Annotated in this window: 13 protein-coding genes; 6 read left to right on the forward strand and 7 right to left on the reverse strand. The window is 71.3% G+C overall.

Features of this window, described 5'->3' with window-relative positions; genetic code table 11:
- The 5 genes from AB0M59_RS33855 to AB0M59_RS33875 form a co-directional block, all read right to left on the reverse strand.
- Window positions 1-603, reverse strand: coding sequence for an ATP/GTP-binding protein (locus AB0M59_RS33855; protein ID WP_364623613.1), 603 nt, complete (start codon window positions 601-603; stop codon window positions 1-3).
- A complete protein-coding gene (locus AB0M59_RS33860; RefSeq protein WP_155541361.1) occupies window positions 584-955 on the reverse strand; it encodes a DUF742 domain-containing protein in 372 nt (123 codons plus the stop codon). Before AB0M59_RS33860 ends, AB0M59_RS33855 begins: the two co-directional genes overlap by 20 nt.
- Complete coding sequence (locus tag AB0M59_RS33865) at window positions 952-1,371, reverse strand: roadblock/LC7 domain-containing protein (RefSeq protein ID WP_284745731.1); 420 nt, start codon at window positions 1,369-1,371, stop codon at window positions 952-954. Before AB0M59_RS33865 ends, AB0M59_RS33860 begins: the two co-directional genes overlap by 4 nt.
- Window positions 1,371-3,878 carry a nitrate- and nitrite sensing domain-containing protein gene (locus tag AB0M59_RS33870; protein ID WP_364623616.1) on the reverse strand — a complete coding sequence of 836 codons (2,508 nt, stop codon included), beginning with the start codon at window positions 3,876-3,878 and terminating at the stop codon, window positions 1,371-1,373. The genes AB0M59_RS33865 and AB0M59_RS33870 overlap by 1 nt, the downstream gene beginning before the upstream one ends.
- 596 nt (window positions 3,879-4,474) lie before the next feature.
- On the reverse strand, window positions 4,475-5,131 hold the full coding sequence (locus AB0M59_RS33875; protein ID WP_364623619.1) for a transcriptional regulator: 657 nt from the start codon (window positions 5,129-5,131) through the stop codon (window positions 4,475-4,477).
- Between the two features lie 196 nt (window positions 5,132-5,327).
- On the opposite strand from AB0M59_RS33875, the gene AB0M59_RS33880 reads away from it, so the two are divergent.
- Window positions 5,328-7,184, forward strand: coding sequence for an AMP-dependent synthetase/ligase (locus AB0M59_RS33880; protein ID WP_364623622.1), 1,857 nt, complete (start codon window positions 5,328-5,330; stop codon window positions 7,182-7,184).
- Here the strand turns inward: AB0M59_RS33880 and AB0M59_RS33885 are convergent.
- A complete protein-coding gene (locus AB0M59_RS33885; RefSeq protein WP_364623657.1) occupies window positions 7,181-8,080 on the reverse strand; it encodes an SDR family oxidoreductase in 900 nt (299 codons plus the stop codon). The genes AB0M59_RS33880 and AB0M59_RS33885 overlap by 4 nt on opposite strands.
- A 381-nt stretch (window positions 8,081-8,461) precedes the next feature.
- Between AB0M59_RS33885 and AB0M59_RS33890 the strand changes: the two genes are divergently transcribed.
- Window positions 8,462-9,676, forward strand: coding sequence for an MFS transporter (locus AB0M59_RS33890; RefSeq protein ID WP_364623625.1), 1,215 nt, complete (start codon window positions 8,462-8,464; stop codon window positions 9,674-9,676).
- 329 nt (window positions 9,677-10,005) lie between these two features.
- Window positions 10,006-11,451: a GGDEF domain-containing protein gene (locus tag AB0M59_RS33895; protein WP_364623628.1), complete on the forward strand. Its 1,446-nt coding sequence runs from the start codon at window positions 10,006-10,008 to the stop codon at window positions 11,449-11,451.
- On the opposite strand, the gene AB0M59_RS33900 is transcribed toward AB0M59_RS33895, so the two are convergent.
- Window positions 11,429-12,319, reverse strand: a complete 891-nt coding sequence (locus tag AB0M59_RS33900; RefSeq protein ID WP_364623631.1) for a hypothetical protein — start codon at window positions 12,317-12,319, stop codon at window positions 11,429-11,431. The two genes, AB0M59_RS33895 and AB0M59_RS33900, sit on opposite strands and share 23 nt — an antisense overlap.
- 164 nt (window positions 12,320-12,483) lie before the next feature.
- On the opposite strand from AB0M59_RS33900, the gene AB0M59_RS33905 reads away from it, so the two are divergent.
- From AB0M59_RS33905 to AB0M59_RS33915, 3 genes are all read left to right on the forward strand, one after another.
- Window positions 12,484-14,643, forward strand: coding sequence for a phospholipase (locus AB0M59_RS33905; protein WP_364623634.1), 2,160 nt, complete (start codon window positions 12,484-12,486; stop codon window positions 14,641-14,643).
- Window positions 14,644-15,020: 377 nt separating this feature from the next.
- A complete protein-coding gene (locus tag AB0M59_RS33910) occupies window positions 15,021-16,445 on the forward strand; it encodes an LCP family protein (RefSeq protein ID WP_364623660.1) in 1,425 nt (474 codons plus the stop codon).
- Between the two features lie 251 nt (window positions 16,446-16,696).
- A complete protein-coding gene (locus AB0M59_RS33915; RefSeq protein ID WP_364623637.1) occupies window positions 16,697-17,167 on the forward strand; it encodes a helix-turn-helix domain-containing protein in 471 nt (156 codons plus the stop codon).
- Window positions 17,168-17,307: the final 140 nt, after the last annotated feature.

The following is a 17,307-nucleotide window of genomic DNA, read 5'->3' on the forward strand; positions in this document are numbered from 1 at the left end:
TCAGTAGCCGCCCTGGGCCGCGGCCAGGTCGGACCGCGCCATCACGTGTTCCATCAGGGTGGTCAGCACCTGCTTCGTCGAATCGCGCTCACGGGCGTCGCACAGCAGCAGCGGGACGTCCATGCCGACGTCGAGCGCCTGCCGGACCTCCTCGGTGCCGTAGCGGTACGCGCCGTCGAAGCAGTTCACGCCGACGACGAACGGCAGGTTGCGGCGCTCGAAGAAGTCGACCGCCGCGAAGCAGCTGTCCAACCGGCGGGTGTCGGCCAGCACGACGGCGCCGAGCGCGCCCTCCGCCAGCTCGTCCCACATGAACCAGAACCGGTCTTGCCCGGGCGTGCCGAACAGGTACAGGATCAGGTCCGGGTTGATCGTGATGCGGCCGAAGTCGAGCGCGACCGTGGTGGTGGTCTTCTGCTCGATCCCCGAGAGGTCGTCGACCCCTTCGGACGCGGTCGTGATGACCTCTTCGGTGCGCAGCGGCGGCACTTCGCTCACCGAGCCGACCATCGTGGTCTTGCCGACCCCGAACCCGCCGGCGATGAGTACCTTGACCGCGGTCGCGGTCAGGTTCCGCCGGGGGTCAGAGTTTCCGGATGCCATCAAGGACCGCCTGCAATACGTGTCGGTTGGGGGATTCCTGAGCCGGTGCCGCGGTACGGAACAGCACCAGGTTCTGCTCGATGAGGTCGCTGAGCATCACCTTGACCACGGGCAGCGGCAGGTCGACCCGCGCGGCCACCTCGGCCACCGAGACCGGCCGCTGGCACAGGGCGATGATGCGCGCGTACTCCGGTTCGAGCATGCCCGCTTCGTGCGCGGTGCGCAGCGCCACCACGAGCGTGATGAGGTCGAGCCCGAGCGTGTCCGACCGGGTGCGGCCGCCCGTGACCGCGTAGGACCGGACCAGGGGGCCGGCCTCGTCGTCGAACCAAGCTTCGTGCCGTCCGCTCATGGCGACGTGGGCAGGACGCCGGCACCGGTCCGCGGGGCCGAGGTGAGCACCTGGCCGACGCGCTTGACCATCAGGTTCATCTCGTACGCGACCAGCCCCATGTCCGCGTCTTCGCGGGCCAGCAGGGCGAGGCAGGCGCCCCGGCCGGCCGCCGTCACGAACAGGAACGCGTGGTCCATCTCCACCATCGTCTGGCGGACGTTGCCGCCGCCGAAGTGCCGTCCGGTCCCGCGCGCCAGGCTTTGAAACGCCGAAGCGACCGCCGAGAGGTGCTCGGCGTCCTCTTCGGAGAGGTTCCCCGACCTCCCGATGAGCAGGCCGTCCGAGGACAGGACCACCGCGCGGTCCGCCCCGGCGACCCGCTTGACGAGGTCGTCCAGCAGCCAGTCGAGCTCACTGACGCCTGAGTTGGCCATTACTCGCGCTCTCCGTACCTGTCGTCGTTCTCGGCTGGTTCTTCGTCACGGCCGCGGCGGGTGCCCTGCTGGAAGGCGGACAGCCGGCTGCGGGCGCTCTCCGGCGAATCCAGCCGGACCTCTTCCCGCTCCTGCGTGGCGGGCTTATCTTCCCGCAACTGCGGAACGAGGCTCTGCTGACGTCGCCGTTGGGGCAGCGGCGGCCGGCCCGGGGCCTCCGGGCGGCGCGGCTGCTGCGGCCGGCCTTCGGGCATCGCGGGCCGCGGCTCGGACGGCGGCCACACCGGCGGCGTCGCCGCCGGACGGGCCGGGCGCGACGTCCGGACGGGCGGCGCGGGCGGGCGGACCGCGGCGATCGGCTGCGCCTGCGTCGGCTGGCTGACCGGCTCGGACACGGACCCGACGGGGACCGGTGTCGGCACGGACGGCGGCTGCGCGGGGGCCTGCGGCGGCATCGGCGGGGCCATCACCGGGGCCGAATCGGGCTGCGACACCGGCATCGGCGGTTCGGTCCGGTGCCGGGCCGGGCGGCGAACCGGCCGGCGCAGCGGCGCGACCTCGTCGTTCACCGATTCCGGTTCGACCGGGTTCGGCACGAGCTCCGGCTTCGGCGGGGTGATCGGCTGCTCCGGCTCGGACTCGGTGAGCGGGGCGAGCAGGTCGGTGCGCACCAGCACGATGGCCCGGGTACCGCCGTAGGCCGACTCCCGCAGGTGGACCTGGATGCCGTGGCGGGCGGCCAGCCGCGCGACCACGAACAGGCCGAGGCGCGGCTCGTCGGACAGCGCCATGATCCCGAAGTCCGGCGGGCTGGACAGCATCGCGTTGATCTCTTCGGTCTGGTCCGGCTCGAGCCCGAGACCCTGGTCCTCGACCTCGATCACGACGCCCTTGCCGACCACGTTGCCGCGCACCTCGACCCGCGACTGCGGCGGCGAGAACGACGTCGCGTTGTCGATCAGCTCGGCGAGCAGGTGCACGAGGTCGCCGACGACCGGGCCGCGGATGGCGATCTGCGGCAGAGCGGCCGTCTTGACCCGGGCGAAGTCCTCGGTTTCGGCGGACGCGCCGCGGACCAGCTCGGCCAGCCCGACCGGGTTACGCCACTGCCGGCCCGGCTGCCCGCCGCCGAGGATGATCAGGTTCTCGGCGTTGCGGCGGGCGCGGGTGGAGAGGTGGTCGAGCTGGAACAGGGTGTCCAGCTGCTCCGGGTCCTCCTGCTTGCGCTCGGCCTGGTCGAGCACCTTGAGCTGGCGGTGCACGATGACCTGGCTGCGGTGGGCGATGTTGAGGAACACCGCCTTGGTGCCCTCCTTGATCTTCGCCTCGTCGATGGCGGCCGCGATGGCGGTCTGCTGCGCCTTGTTGAACGCGTCGGCGACCTGGCCGATCTCGTCGGTGCCGTGGTCGAGGAAGTGCCCGCCTTCTTCGAGGTCGACGGGCTCGCCCGCCTGGACCCGGGCGACCAGCTCCGGCAGCCGGACCTCGGCCGCGTCGAGGGTGTCCTCGCGCAGCCGGTGCAGGCGGCCGATGAGCCGGTTCGACAGCCGGACGGCGACGAACACCACGAAGACCGCGAACAGGACCGCGATCACACCGGCGATCAGCGATTCGGTGAACGTCGAGTCGGCGTCCTCGATCGCGGCCTGGCTCGCGTTCGAGCTCTGCAGGACGAAGATGCCCATCAGCGCGTCGCCGACCTGGCGGGCCGCCGTGCGCCACTGGTCCAGCGCGACCGGCAGCTTCGACAGGTCGCCGCGCAGGAACGCGGTCTCGACCTGGGTCACCGTCTGCCACGGCTGGCTGGCCACCAGCTGGTCGTACTTCGCCTTGACCTCGGGGATCATCTTCGGCGCCGACGCGTCGAGCTGGGCGTGGTAGGCACCGACCTGGCCGACGTAGGTGCGGAACTCGTCGTTGCCGAGCCCGCCCGCGGCCAGCCCGGCCGCCGCGAGCGCGTCACTGCGCTGCATCGCGTCGGCCGCGGTGAACAGCGGGATGGCGGTCAGCCGGTCGAACGCGTTCTGCGCGCCGCGGGCGTTCTGCGCCAGCCCGGCGACACCGTCGGTGAACTGGTCGATCATCTTGTTGTAGAAGGTGAAGGCCTGGAGCATCTGCACCTGGCCGCCGTCCACCGCCTGGCGGGTCTGCGGCAGCTGCTGGAACAGGCCGAAGAACGTGGCGATGTTCTTCTGGACGCTCGGCGGCGTCCCGTCGTAGTCCGCGAAGTTGTCCTTGAGGTTCTCGATCTCCTTCGCGGCGGTCGCGTCCACCTTCGGGCGGACGGCCGCGAGCACGGCGCGCTGGTTGCCCTGCCCGGCGAGCAGGCTCAGCGTCGCCTGACGCTCCTGCTGCAGCGCGGCGAAGAACGGGATCGCCGGAGCTTCCGAGTTCCGGATCTTGGTCGTGTAGTCGCGGGCCGTGACCGCGTCGTAGATGAGGTAGCCCGCGAGCGCCACACCGACGAGCAGCAAGGCCACACTGGGGATCAGCGCGATCGTGAGCACGCGCTTCCGAATCGAGGATCCCCGGTTGCGTCGAAGAGAAATCTGCTTCACCTGGGTCCGTTTTCCTTCCGGCAGTACATGGTTTCGGGTCGCCCGAGGCGGTCAACACCCGGATTCCGACCAGCCGGATCAACATCACCGTGGTCTGCTTCGCCCGCGACGACGGTATGCAGCCCTTCAGGGCGCGTCAAGTCCGTGGCGATAACGTGATCTTGAAACGGTGACCCGTCCACACTTGCTGCCTGCGCTTGGAAAGTCCACCACCGAAAGTCGTGACGTTCGTCCCAGCCCTGTTTCCGTTTGGCCCCTTGGGTGCAGGCTCTCCGGTGGTGCGATCGACCCAAGCGTCCGGGCCGGAGCCGCTACGTACGACAGAGCCGGATGGTTCGGTGAGAAAGGTCACGAGTCCGCCGCTGGCGCCGGGAGTGACCCCTTCGTCCGGGGTGTGCGGCCTCCGCAAAGCGGAATTGCACGGCATTCGACACCTTCACCACGGATTCACCGGACGGCGAGCCGTAATTCCCGCCATTCCGCATACGCAGTGGTTCGACCACTCCACGTGGCCCCGCCGGCGGTCCGGAACCGGTTCCGCGGCGTCAGCCCCGGAACTCGGCGGCGAGGGTGTTCCAGAACTGCAGTTCGTAGCTCTGGAAGAGCCGGGCGTAGAGGTGAGCTTCGCGTTCGTCGAGCCGGTGCGCGTCGAGCCCGGCCTGGATCGCGGCAAGTGCTTGTTCTTCAATCTCCGGAACATCCGCAGCGAAGAAGTCGAAGAACGCGCACTCGTCGTCGGTGAAGCCGTAGTGCTCGCGCATGCCGGCTGCGACGTCCTTGCAGTACCGGCCGAAGGCGGCGAAGTTCGCGAAGATCCCGGCCGCGGTCGCCGACGATTCGCCGTTCAGCGCGAGCCAAGCGACGTACGCCGGGTAGGCCTGGCAGCCCGCGCGCGGGCGTTCCTTCCCGTGGTCCGGACCAGTGGCCTCGAGCAACGCGTCGAGCATCCCGTTCGCCTGCTGCTCCCCCGGCGCGAGACCGCCGAAGAAGGTGCGCGCGTTCGGTTCGTCGGCGCGGGCGGCGAGCGCGTGGAAGCTGCGCCAGTCGCTCAACGTGATCCGCTTCTCCTCGGCGGCGAGCGCGGCGAACACCGCGCGCGGCGCGCGGCCGGCGGTGATCATCGGGACCAGCCGGTTGTCGTCGTCGCGCGGCGCGAGCTCCTTCTGGATCTCGTCGAGCAGCGCACGAGCCGAACGCGTCATCGGTTCCCCCTGGAGTCCGTGGTCCCTCCATTGAAGCGCGGTTCGCGCACGGACGCCCGTGTGCACTGTGGACGGTCGTGGAGAGCTCACCGCGCGAGCGCGTGTGAAGGGGACGTCTGACCTGGCCGCGATTCTCTATCCACCCGGCCCGGGAGCCCCTACAGTGTGGCCATCCGGAGCACCGAGGAGGCCAGCGTTGACCACCCCGTCCGTCGCCGAGCAGACCGAAGGCCTGACGATCCCGCGGCTGCTGCACCGCAACGCGGTCGACTACCCGGACCTGCCGGCGATCACCTCGCTCGACCTCGAAGGCAAGCCGACGCTCAGCTGGCGGGAGTTCCGTACCGCGATCGCGGAGGTGTCCCGCGGCCTCGCCGGGCTCGGGCTCACCCGGGGTGACCGCATGCTGATCATGGCGCCCGGCTGCCCGAACCACATCATCGCCGACCTCGCCGCGACGCACCTGTCCGCGATCCCGTGCACCGCCTACGCCACGCTCAGCCCGGACCAGATCCGGTTCGTCGCGCTGCACAGCGCGGCGCCGGTCGTGGTGCTCGGCGGCGAGAGCGAACTGACGCGCTGGCAGCCGGTGCTCGAGGACCTCCCGGCGCTGCGCCACATCGTCGTCATGGACCCGGACGCAATCCCGGCCGGCGACGACCGGTTCCTCTCCTTCGCCTCGTTGCGGGACCAGGGCCGGGAAGCGCTCGCCGCCGACCCCGATGCCTTCGAACGCTCCTGGCAGGAGATCAAGCCGGACGACCCGCTGTCCATGATCTACACCTCCGGCACGACCGGCGACCCCAAGGGCGTCGTGCTGTCGCACCGCAACGCGATCCACCAGGCGTACGCGGTGACGGAGCTGCACCACCCGCCGATGCACGCGACGAACATCGCGTACCTGCCGCTCGCGCACATCGCCGAGCGGGAGCTGTCGATCTACCTGCCGATCGTCTGGGCCGGGCACGTGCACACGCTCGCCGACCCGTCGGGCGTCGTCGGCGCGCTCGGCCAGGTGCACCCGGAGAGCTTCTTCGGCGTGCCGCGCGTGTGGGAGAAGATGGTCGCCGGGCTGAAGAACATGCTCGGCGGCGTGCCGGAGGACCGGCGCACCGCGCTGCTGCAGGCGAACGAGCTGCTGCAGCAGGGCTACAAGCTGCGCAGCGCCGGGCAGCCGGTGCCGGCCGAGCTCGCCGAGAAGATCAAGCAGACCGACGAGGCCGCGCTCGCCCCGATCCGCGCGCTGCTGGGCCTGGACAAGGTGCTGGTCGCCTCGAGCGGCGCGGCCGCCCTGCCGGTGGAGATCATCTACTTCCTGGCCGGCCTCGGCATCGAGATCTGCGAGGTCTGGGGCCTGTCGGAGACGACCGGGGCGGCGACGTCGAACTCCGGCTCGAACTTCCGGGCCGGGTCGGTGGGCAAGCCGCTCGACGGCGTCGAGGTGAAGGTCGCCGAAGACGGCGAGCTGCTGGTGCGCGGGCCGATCGTCTTCCTCGGCTACCTGCAGGAGGACGGGACGATCAAGGACGCCACCGACGCCGACGGCTGGTACGCCACCGGCGACATCGGCACGATCGACGAAGACGGCTTCGTGACGATCACCGACCGCAAGAAGGAACTGATCATCACCTCGAGCGGCAAGAACATCGCGCCGACCCGCGTCGAGGGCCTGCTCAAGGAACACCCGCTGATCGGTCAAGCGGTCGCGATCGGCGACGACCGGCCGTACGTGACCGCGCTGATCGTGCTCGACGACGAGATCGCGCCCGGCTGGGCCGCGGCGAACGGCGTCGAGGCGGCGCCGGACGAGCTGGCTTCGCACCCGGCTGTCCGCGCGGAGCTGGAGCGCGCGGTCGAGTCGGCGAACAGCAGGCTCGCCCGGATCGAGCAGATCAAGCGCTACCACGTGCTGCCGAAGGCGTGGACGCCCGAGTCCGGCGAGCTGACCCCGACGCTCAAGCTCAAGCGCCGGGTCATCAACGACCGCTACTCGACCGACATCGAGGCCCTCTACGCGGCGACCCGAGACCCGGAGCCGGCCGCCGGCGCCTAAGCCGTCCGAGGCGAGGTCGACTCCGTCCACTTGCGCAGCCGCGGCGGGACGCGCTTCTCCAAGCCGTAGTTCTCCAGGTGGGCGGAGAAGACCTCGTCGAACGCCTTCTGCACGGTCTCGGTGTCCCACACCGGGCGCTCGAGGATCGGCTGCTTGAGGAACGGCTGGCCCATGATGTGCAGCTGCGGGCCGTTGCACCGGATCATCTGGCCGGTGATGCCGTGCGAGCCCTCGCCGAGCAGGAACAGCACGACCGGCGCGATCCGCGACGGCGTGCGGTCCGGCGGGCAGGCGCGCAGCGAGCGTTCGGACTTCCACACCATCCGCGTGTGCGCGAGCGGGCAGACGGCGTTGACGCGGATCCCGGCCTCCTCGAGGTCGAGCGCCCAGGAGTAGGTCAGCGACGCGACCGCGCCCTTGCTCGCCGCGTACACACCGAGCTTGCGCTGCCCGAGCGACGCACCCGAGGAGATGTTGACGATCGAGCCGCCGGTGCCGGCGCCGACCATCGCCTTGATCGCGGCCAGGCCGGTGTTCACCACGCCCATGACGTTGACCTGGACGAGCTCGCGCGCCTGCTCGGCGTCGTCCTCCCAGGGCAGCGCCTCGTAGTTCAGGCCGGCGTTGTTGACCAGCCCGTCGATCCCGCCGAACTCCTTGACGCACAGGTCGACGATCTCCTGCGCCTCCCCGGCCTCGGCCACGCTGTGCCCGCTGGCCACGGCGCGGCCGCCGTGGGAGCGGATGTTCTCCGCCGTGCGCTCGGCCAGCTCGACGTCGATGTCGTTGACGACCACCGACCCGCCGGCGCGCGCGACGTGCACCGCGAACGCCTCGCCCAGGCCCCGGCCGGCGCCGGTCACCACGACCGCCTTGCCCTGCATCAACCCGTCCATCGTCATCTCCCCGCTCTGCGCGCCGGCGGCGCGCGGTCCGCCCACCCCGGCCGGCTCTCCGTCCAGTCTTGGCCCATTCGGTCCAGTGGGGCATCGTCGCGACGACGAGCGGCCGCCGCCCTGCGCCGAGCGAATCCGGTTCGATCAGTCCGGAGGTACCCGCGAGCCGGTCACGGCCAATCCCGGCCCCTCGGCGGGCGGGTAACCCGATCGGCTCCGAAGGGGGCGGCGCAGCGCGTTCCGGGGACACCGGCGCGTAGTCGGCGGCATACTGTCAGTGCTTCCGGGCGGTCGACCGTGACACCGCCGGACGGGATCGTCACTGGCGAGGCACAATGCGGACGATCCAGATTCACTCGATCGGGGGGCGGTGGTTACGAGGTGACAACGCGCGCGACACCCCGGTTCCGGGCCGTCCTGGCCAACCGGGAGTTCCGCGCGCTGTGGTTCGCCGAAACGCAGTCGATGCTCGGCGACCAGCTGACCATCGTCGCGCTGGCCATCCTGATCTTCGACCGGACCGGGTCGCCGCTGCTCTCGGCCGTCGTCTACTCGCTGACGTTCCTGCCCGCGCTCGCCGGCGGACTGGGGTTGTCCCAGCTCGCGGACCGGTTCCCGCGGCGTGCGGTGCTGGTCACCGGCTCGCTCGCGCAGGCCGTGCTGATCGGGCTGATGGCCGTGCCCGGGATGCCGATGGGCTGGCTGTTCGTCCTCTTCGTCTTCGCCCGGCTGGCGAACGCGCCGGGCAACGCGGCGCAGAACGCGCTCGGCCGGGAGATCTTCACCGACGACGACGTCTACCTGCAGAGCCAGGACCTGCGCGGGATCACGAACAACACGGCGATGCTGGCCGGCCTGGCCGCCGGCGGCCTGCTGGTGACCGGCATCGGCACGTCGTGGGCGCTGGCGATCGACGCGGCGACGTTCCTGGTCGCGGCCGTCGCCGTGCGGCTGGCGGTGCTGCGGCGACCGGCCGCGGGGGACGGCGGCGCCCCCTGGTTCGGCGCCGTCCGGCAGGTTTTCGGCGACGAACGGCTCCGCGTGCTGCTCTACCTGTCGTGGCTCGTCGGCCTCGCGGTGATCCCGGAGGGCCTCGCCGCGCCGCTCGCCGCACAGCTGGGCGCGGGCGACCAGGCGGTGGGCTGGCTGCTGGCGGCCGATCCGCTGGGCTTCGTCGTCGGGACGTTCCTGCTGTCGCGGTTCGTCTCGACGGAGCACCGGCGACGGCTGCTGGGGGTACTGGCCGCGCTGCCGCTGGCCGCGCTCGCGGCGTTCGCGCTGCGGCCGAACCTGGCGTTCGCGCTGATCCTGCTCGCGCTGGCCGGCGCGACGGGCGCGTATGTCATCACGGTCTCGGCCACGTTCATCACGTGGGTGCCCAACGACATCCGGGGCAGTGCCGGCGGGCTCTACCGGACCGGGCTGCGGGTGGCCCAGGGGGTGGGCGTCGGCATCGGCGGGCTCGTGGCCCAAGGGGTCGGATCCGCGAACACGACGATCGCGCTCGCGGGGGCGGTGGGACTGCTGCTGGCCGTCCCGGTCGCGTTGTCCTGGCGCCGGGCCGGCGGAACGGAACCGGAGCGCCGTCCGTCATGAGCGGGTGCGGGGATCACCAGTCACGGTTGGCCATCGGGTGCCACCTCTCCGTTCTCTGTGACGCTGTGCGGGCAAGATCATGAATGGCATTCGCGGGCGTCGCGGGCGACAATTCGCGGATGGTTCACCAGTCGCGGTTGCTCATGGGGGCCACCTCCGTGCGGGGAGAGTCTCACAGAACCTTTTGCGCCGCGTTCCCGGCAGTTCCTCCGGGGCCTTGGCTGGTCCGTTGCTGTGGGATGGTACCCGGCCGCGGAATACGTGAACACTCTGCCAGGTACCGATGAGATTACTCAAGCGCGCGACTAGGCTGGAAAGGAGGTGACCAATTGCATCCAGGACCGGACGGCGACCCGGGCGCGCCGGACCAGCCGGGCGGACCGGCGCCGGAGCGGCCGGGCTCCGCCGCTGAACAGGGCGTGACCACGGACGGGCCGGCGACCACGACCGGTGGTCCACTCGCGACCCTCCGGGTGCGCCACGCGTACTGGCCGCGCAACTGGGCGCTGTGGCGCCGCCGGCCGGCGCAGATCGCGTTCATGTTCCTGTCCGAAGCCGCCGCGGCCGCGATTCTCGTCGTCGCGTTCACGCGCTCGACCATTCCGTCCGGAAACGACTGGATCAATTTCGCGATTTTGGCGGCCGGCGCCACCGTGCACATTCAGCTGACCCAGCGCCAGGAAGAGCGCCGGCGGAACCGGACGAAAACGGTCCTGATCGACCTCACCGCCGTCTGGACGTTTTCCGCGGCGATGATCCTGCCGGTTCCGCTCATTCTCTTCGTCATCGCGGTGATCCGGTTGCAGCACTGGTTCATCGCGCGCCGCCCGGCTCACAACTTCATTTTCTCCTCGATCACGCACGGCCTCGCCGCGACGCTCGCGCACCTCACGTACACGTCGCTCGGACCGCACCTGCTCGGGCCGCCGGACTGGAGCGGCTTCCTCCGCGAGTTCGGCACGATCGTGCTCACCGGGGCCATCTACGAGGCCATCCAGATCGCGTACGTGGGCGGGGTCCTGCTGCTCGGATCCCCCGCCGGCCGCACGGTTCGTAACGTCCTCGGCAGCCCCGCCGACAACACCCTCGAAGCGATCACCATCGGCCTGGGGGCGGTGACCGCGATCCTGCTCGCCGCCGTGCCGCCGATGGTGGCGGTGATGGCCGTGGTCACGGTGGTCTTCAATCGCCTGGCGGAACTCGATCAACTCCAGAACGACGTCCGGACGGACCCGAAAACCGGGATTCTCAACATGCGCGGCTGGTCGGAGTCGGCCGAGCGGGCACTGGAACGGACCGCTCGATCGGGTGATCAACTGGCACTGCTGATGGTCGATCTCGACCACTTCAAGTGGATTAACGACACCTATGGACATCCGGCGGGCGACGACGTGCTCCGGACGGTTGCGCAAACCCTCGACGAAGTGACTCGCCCGAGCGACTTGGTCGGCCGTTTCGGCGGTGAGGAATTCCTCATTCTGCTCCCGGACATCGACGAAGAGTCGACCTGGGACGCGGCCGAGCGCGTACGCGTTGCGATTGCGAAGTTGCATATCGTGACAACGGACAAACGTGGCGATCCGGCGACGATCGCCGACCGGACCACCTCGATCGGAGTGGCGCGGCACCCCCGGCACGGGGACACGCTGGAGCGGTTGCTGCAGTCGGCGGACGCGGCGGTCTACTTGGCCAAGGAGAACGGCCGCGACCAGGTGTGTTTCGCGCCGGACACGCCCGGAGGCGGGCTCCCGGTCACGCACTCAGACGGACCGTGAGCTCCCGCTTCACCAGCACCTCGGCGAACGTCCCGGCGTCCGACACCGCGCCCAGCCGCAGGCATTCGCCGCGGTAACCCGCCGACTCCAGACGCAGCACGCGCACCCCCGGCGCGGGGCGGGGATGGCACCAGTGGCGGACGATCCCGGTGCCGTCCGGGTCCTTCGCCAGGATGAGGTACTCGTGGCCGAGGTCGTCGCTCACCCGGCCCAGGCCGTTCCACCACAGCGCGCGCAGCGCGAGGCGTCCGCCGTCCCGCACCAGCTCGACCGGCGGGTCGGCCCGGATGCCGACCTGGAAGCCGCGTTCGCCCACGCGCACCGAACGGACGGCGAGGAACCCACTGCCGCGCGGGCCGCCCGGCAGCACCTCCCGGCCACCGGCCTCCGGCCGCGGCAGCAACGCGGCCACCACCAGCTCGGCCGCCCGCCGTCCGTCTTCGCCATCCGGGACCGGCGAGACCCCGCGCAGTTCATCCGCGAGCAGCTGCCCGCCCACAGCGTCTGCCCAACCCAAAGCCGCCGCGCGCAGTCCTGGCTCCGCTCTCAGCCGGTCGAGCAGCGCACCACGCCGCCTCCCGCTGTACCGCGCCGCCCGGACCAGCCGGGCCGCCTCCGGACACGACGCCCCGAACACCCCCGTCATCGCCCGGTCGAGCGCCCGCAGCTGCGAAGCCAGCACGACCCGCACGACCACCGAGGGACAGCGAACGGCCAGCTCCGAGGCCGAGCACTCGCGCAACGCGGACGCGAGCACCCGAAGCTCCGCGGAGACCGGGCGCAAAGCGGCCCCGGGAGCCAGCCGGCGCAACGCGCACACCATGTTCTCCACCGGCACCGAACGCCCGCCGGGATCGGTCGAGCCCACCGCAACGACCTCCTGGTCCGCCGCACCCCCGAACCCAGTCTCGTGGCCCCGAACCCGGCGCGGAACGTAAGAAGGGGCAGACCCCCGCGCCACCCGATCGGGCAGAACCGGCCTGGGGGGTTATCCCCGTGTCGCCGCCGTGGCGGGGCTGGCACCCTGGGACCATGCCAGCCCCGACCGAGCCGTCTCGTGTCCGCCGACCCTGGTCGACGTCCGGCTGGCTGCTGCTGGTCCTCCTGGTCGTCTTCGCCTTCGGCCTGATCGCCTCGCGCCCGCCGGCGCCGCCGGACCAGGGTCCGCCGACCGGGGACGTGCTCGCCGCGCAGAACGCCATCGAGGCACTGGTCCACCCCGGCCCGCACCCCGACGCGCTCGCGCGGCTGCCGAAGGACTTCACCGCGCTCAGCGGCGTCACCCCCGGCGCGATGCCGGCCCGCGACGGCACGGTCCGCGCCGTGCACGTCGACGGCGGCTGCTCGACGCCGTGGGGCGACGACAACACGAAGTGGGACTACGCGGTGCCGTGCAAGGCCCACGACCTCGGCTACGACCTGCTGCGCTACGCCGACCGCAAGGGCCACCCGCTCGGCCCCGAGGTCCGCGAGGCCCTGGACAGCCAGCTGTCGCACGACATGCACCACGCCTGCGACCTCAACCCGATGGACTCCGCGGGCACCTGCCGGATCGTCGCGTCCCTCTACTCGGCCGGCCTGGTCGTCAACTCGTGGCACCAGCGCTGGGGCCCGCCGGTCGGCGACCCGATCGGCCCGATGGTCGCCGGCGTGCTCGTCATCGCCTGCCTGCTGGTGGTCCGGCTGCGCGGCTGGCTGCGCGCCCGCCGCGAGCCGCCGCTGCCGGCGCCCACCACCATCTCCTGCCCGGCGCCCGTCACGCGGTGGGCGCTGCTCGGCGCCGGCGGGGTCGTCCTCCTGCTCGTCGGGGAGTCGGTGACGGCGCTCGCGCACTGGGCCGGGGCGCCCGAGACGTCGCTCTGGCCGCTCACCTGGCTCGCCCAGCTCGTCCCGCTGATCTTCTTCGCCGGCGGCCACGCCAACGCGGCCGGCTGGCGCGCCGAACAGGACCAGGGCGGCGGTTACCGCCACTACCTGGCCGAACGCGCCAGCCCGCTGCTGCGCCCGGCGCTGATCTTCGCCGTCGTCGCCCTCTTGACGCCGCTCGCGCTCGAGCTCCTCGGCATCCCGGCCGGCACGACCGCGACGGTCATGCGGATCGCGCTGCACCCGCTGTGGCTGCTCGGGGTCTACCTGCTGACGATCGTCTGCGCGCCCCCGCTGCTGGCCCTGCACCGCCGCGCGCCGGTGAGCGCGGCGGCCGGGCTGCTGGCGCTGGTCGTCGCCGGCGAAGTCGCCGCCGATGCGACCGGCTCGCCGCTACCCCGCTTCGCGGCGACGTTCGCCCTCGCGCTCCTCGCCCAGCAACTCGCCTTCGCGCACGCCGACGGCGTCCGCCCGTCGCGACGGCTGCTCGCCGCGGCCGCCGCGACCGGTGTCGCGGGCCTCGCCGTGGCGAGTGTTCTGCGGGACGGACCGCCCGTCCTGCTCGGCAGCCCGGGCGCCCCGGCGGCGTTCTCGGCGCCACCGTGGGGCGTGCTGCTGCTCGGCCTGGTCCAGCTCGGCGTGCTCGGGCTCCTGGCCGGCCCGCTCGGCAGGCTCGGCGACCGGCCGCGCGTCGCCGCCGCGTGCCGGTTCGTCGTGCGCGCGCCGATGAGCCTCTACCTGGCGTTCCTCGCTGGGATGCTGCTGCTCGTCGCCGTCGTCTACCTCCCCGGCCGGATCGCCGACGGGCTGAGCTGGCTGGTCCGGCCGCGCACCCTGGTCGCGGTCGGGCTGCTCGCGGTACCCGCGACCCTGGTCTTCTGGTGGTTCGAGCGGCACGGCCACGGCGTCCGGCACCCCCGCGCGACCGAGCTCCCCGGCCGCCGGACGGTGCTGCTGACCAGGGCCGCGGCCGGCTTCGGCATCGGCTACGCGACGCTCGGCGTGTTCGGTTTCGCGCTGACCCGCTTCGGCGGGGTGGCCGCCGACGCCGACCTGCTGGGCCTGCGGCTCGACCCGATCCAGAGCCTGGTGCACCTGCTGCTCGGGGTGTTCCTGCTGCACACGATCCGGCTCGGGGCGGGCGCGGCGACCGGTACCTGGCTCACCACGGCGCTCGCCTGCGCGCCCTCGCTCCTGTTCGCCGACGGCGGCGGCACGTCCGAGCTCCTCGGCGTCACACTCCACGCGGCGACGGCCGGGTTTGCGCTGCTCGCGACGGCGGGCACCCTGCTGCCGGCCCGCAGACCGGCAAATGCGACGTCCTGACCAGGCGAAACCGGCGGGAGTGCGGGAAACTGGGTGGTGCGTGCCACATTCGCGGGGGGATGTGTAACGCTACGGCAACCAGGTGAAGGCACCATGCGTCCATCCCCTGGCAGTACCGATCGAAGCAGTGAGGAGTCGCCCGCGTGGATCACCCGCCTCGGAACGGGCAAGGCGACCGCCGCCCCGCCCGGCCCCGGCAGGACGAGCCAGGCCGGCGCACCCCACCAGCGCGCCGCCCGGCGCCCCGCCGCGAACCGGAGGACGCGCGGCGCGCCGCCCCGCCGGCCCGCCGTCCCCAGCCCCGGCCGGCCCCGCGGGCCGCCCGCAACTCCTTCCGCGGCGCGAAGATCGCGCTGGCCGTCGTGTCGCTGCTGGTGATGGGCCTGACCGGGTACGCGTGGGCCGCCATGCAGGGCCTGGTCAACGGGCTGAACTACGCGAACGTGATCAGTGACGGCGGCGGTGGCGACAAACCCGCCGACGGCGCCCGCGACATCCTGCTGGTCGGCCTCGACAGCCGGACCGACGCCCAGGGCAACCCGCTCTCGCGCGAGGTGCTCGACCAGCTGCGCGCCGGCGACGCCGACGGCGAGCTCAACACCGACTCGCTGATCTTCGTGCACATCCCGAACGACGGCAGCAAGGCCGTCGCGATGTCGCTGCCGCGCGACTCCTACGTCGAGATCCCCGGCTACGGCAAGCACAAGATCAACTCCGCCTACGCCCGAGCGATGCTGCAGGCCCGCAAGGACCTGCAGAAGCAGGGCGTCACCGACCCGAAGGAGCTCGACGTCAAGGCCAACCAGGCCGGGGCGAAGGAGCTCATCGAGACCATCGAGAAGCTCACCGGGTCGACCATCGACAACTACGCCGCGGTCAACCTGCTCGGCTTCAGCGAGATCACCAAGGCCATCGGCGGCGTCGACGTCTGCCTGAACAACAACGTCAAGGACCAGTACTCCGGCGCGAACTTCACCAAGGGGCAGCACACGATCTCCGGTGTCGAGGCGCTCGAGTTCGTCCGGCAGCGCCACGGCCTGCCCAACGGCGACCTCGACCGGGTCGTCCGCCAGCAGGTGTTCATGGCCGGCATGGCCCGCAAGGTGCTCTCGGCGGGCACGCTGACCAACCCCGGCAAGCTGTCCGACCTGATCGACGCCATCAAGAAGTCGGTCGTGCTCAACCAGAACTGGGACATCTTCGGGTTCGCCCAGCAGATGAAGGGCCTGACCGGCGGCCAGCTCGAGTTCCGCACCATCCCGGTGAAGAACATCGAGTACAAGACCCCCGAAGACGGCACCGCCATCCAGGTCGACCCGGCCGAGGTGAAGCAGTTCGTCCAGAGCCTCGCCGGGCCGCAGCCGGGCCAGACGGCGCCGCCGGCGGAGCAGGCCGACCCCGCGAACAAGGCGACCACGGTCGACGTCCGCAACGCCTCCGGCAAGACCGGCCTGGCCGCGAGCGTCGCCAAGACCCTCGAAACCAAGGGCTTCTCCTCCGGCGACACGGCGAACTCGACGTCGCGCAAGACGACGGTCATCTGGGTCCCCAAGGGCGGCAAGGACAAGGGCCAGGCCGTCGCGGACGCGCTCGGCGGCTCGCCGACGATCCAAGAGGACAAGAGCGTCAAGACGGGGCACGTGATGGTGTTCCTCGGCTCGGACTACGAGGGCACGAGCTCCGACGCGGGCGCTGGTGCCGGCGCCGGCGCCCCGGCGTCGACGTCGCAGGCCGCCGCCCCGCCGCCGGTCGCCGACGAGGACAAGCCGATCACCGCCGAAGGCGTTCCCTGCGTCAACTGACGGCAGGCCGTTCCCCACTGTCCATCAGGGACACTGCGACCGTTTTCCGTGCCTGCAAAGTGCAATTTGCATACCGGGCCACCTGCCGTTAACCCGTTCGGCCTAACTCGCGCAATCGGTATCAAAGACATGCCCGGAATCGCGTAAGGGCCGGGCTCCCGCGCACTTACATACATGTGAGGGTGCACTTGCACGGGAATCTTGTCACCACCGTGAGGGTGCCGCGGGAGAGCACGGCAGGGGACATTGATGTGCTGATCGACGCTGAGGACTATCAGCGGATTCTCGGGGACGAGCTCCGCAAGCTCAGGCGCAGCCGAGGGTGGACGCGCAAGGAGCTGAACCAGCACCTGCAGAGCGAGATTTCGCTGCAGACGCTGGCCACCTACGAACTGGGCACCAGACAGTGTTCCGTGGTGCGCCTGGTCGAGCTGTGCGTCGCGATGGACGAGCTGCCCCAGGACCTGCTGGCCAAGGTGCACCGCCGGGTGTTCGTCGACGAGCCCGGCCGGGTCCGCGTCGACCTGCGCAAGGTCGTCGCCGACGCCTCGGCCGAACTGCTGCCGTTGCGCCGCTGGGCCGAGGGCCGGCTGCGCCAGGCCGGTGAGCACGGCGCCGCCGAGATCGCGCTCGACCTGCCGGCGCTGGAGCGCATGGCCGAGCTGTGCGAGCTGCCGACTGTGGACCTGATCGGCCGCCTCCGCCGCTACGTCTCCCGCTGATCCCCCGCGGTCGTGAGTGAGAAACAGGGTTAGAACACTGTTTCTACCCGAGGACGGCTCGTCCGGATAGTGCTTGATGACCAGCGTGCGTGGCAGCGCGAACGACGACGACACCACTCTCGCCCGGACCACCGTCGCCG

It is taken from the genome of Amycolatopsis sp. NPDC051371, assembly GCF_040682155.1.
Classification (GTDB): Bacteria; Actinomycetota; Actinomycetes; order Mycobacteriales; family Pseudonocardiaceae; genus Amycolatopsis.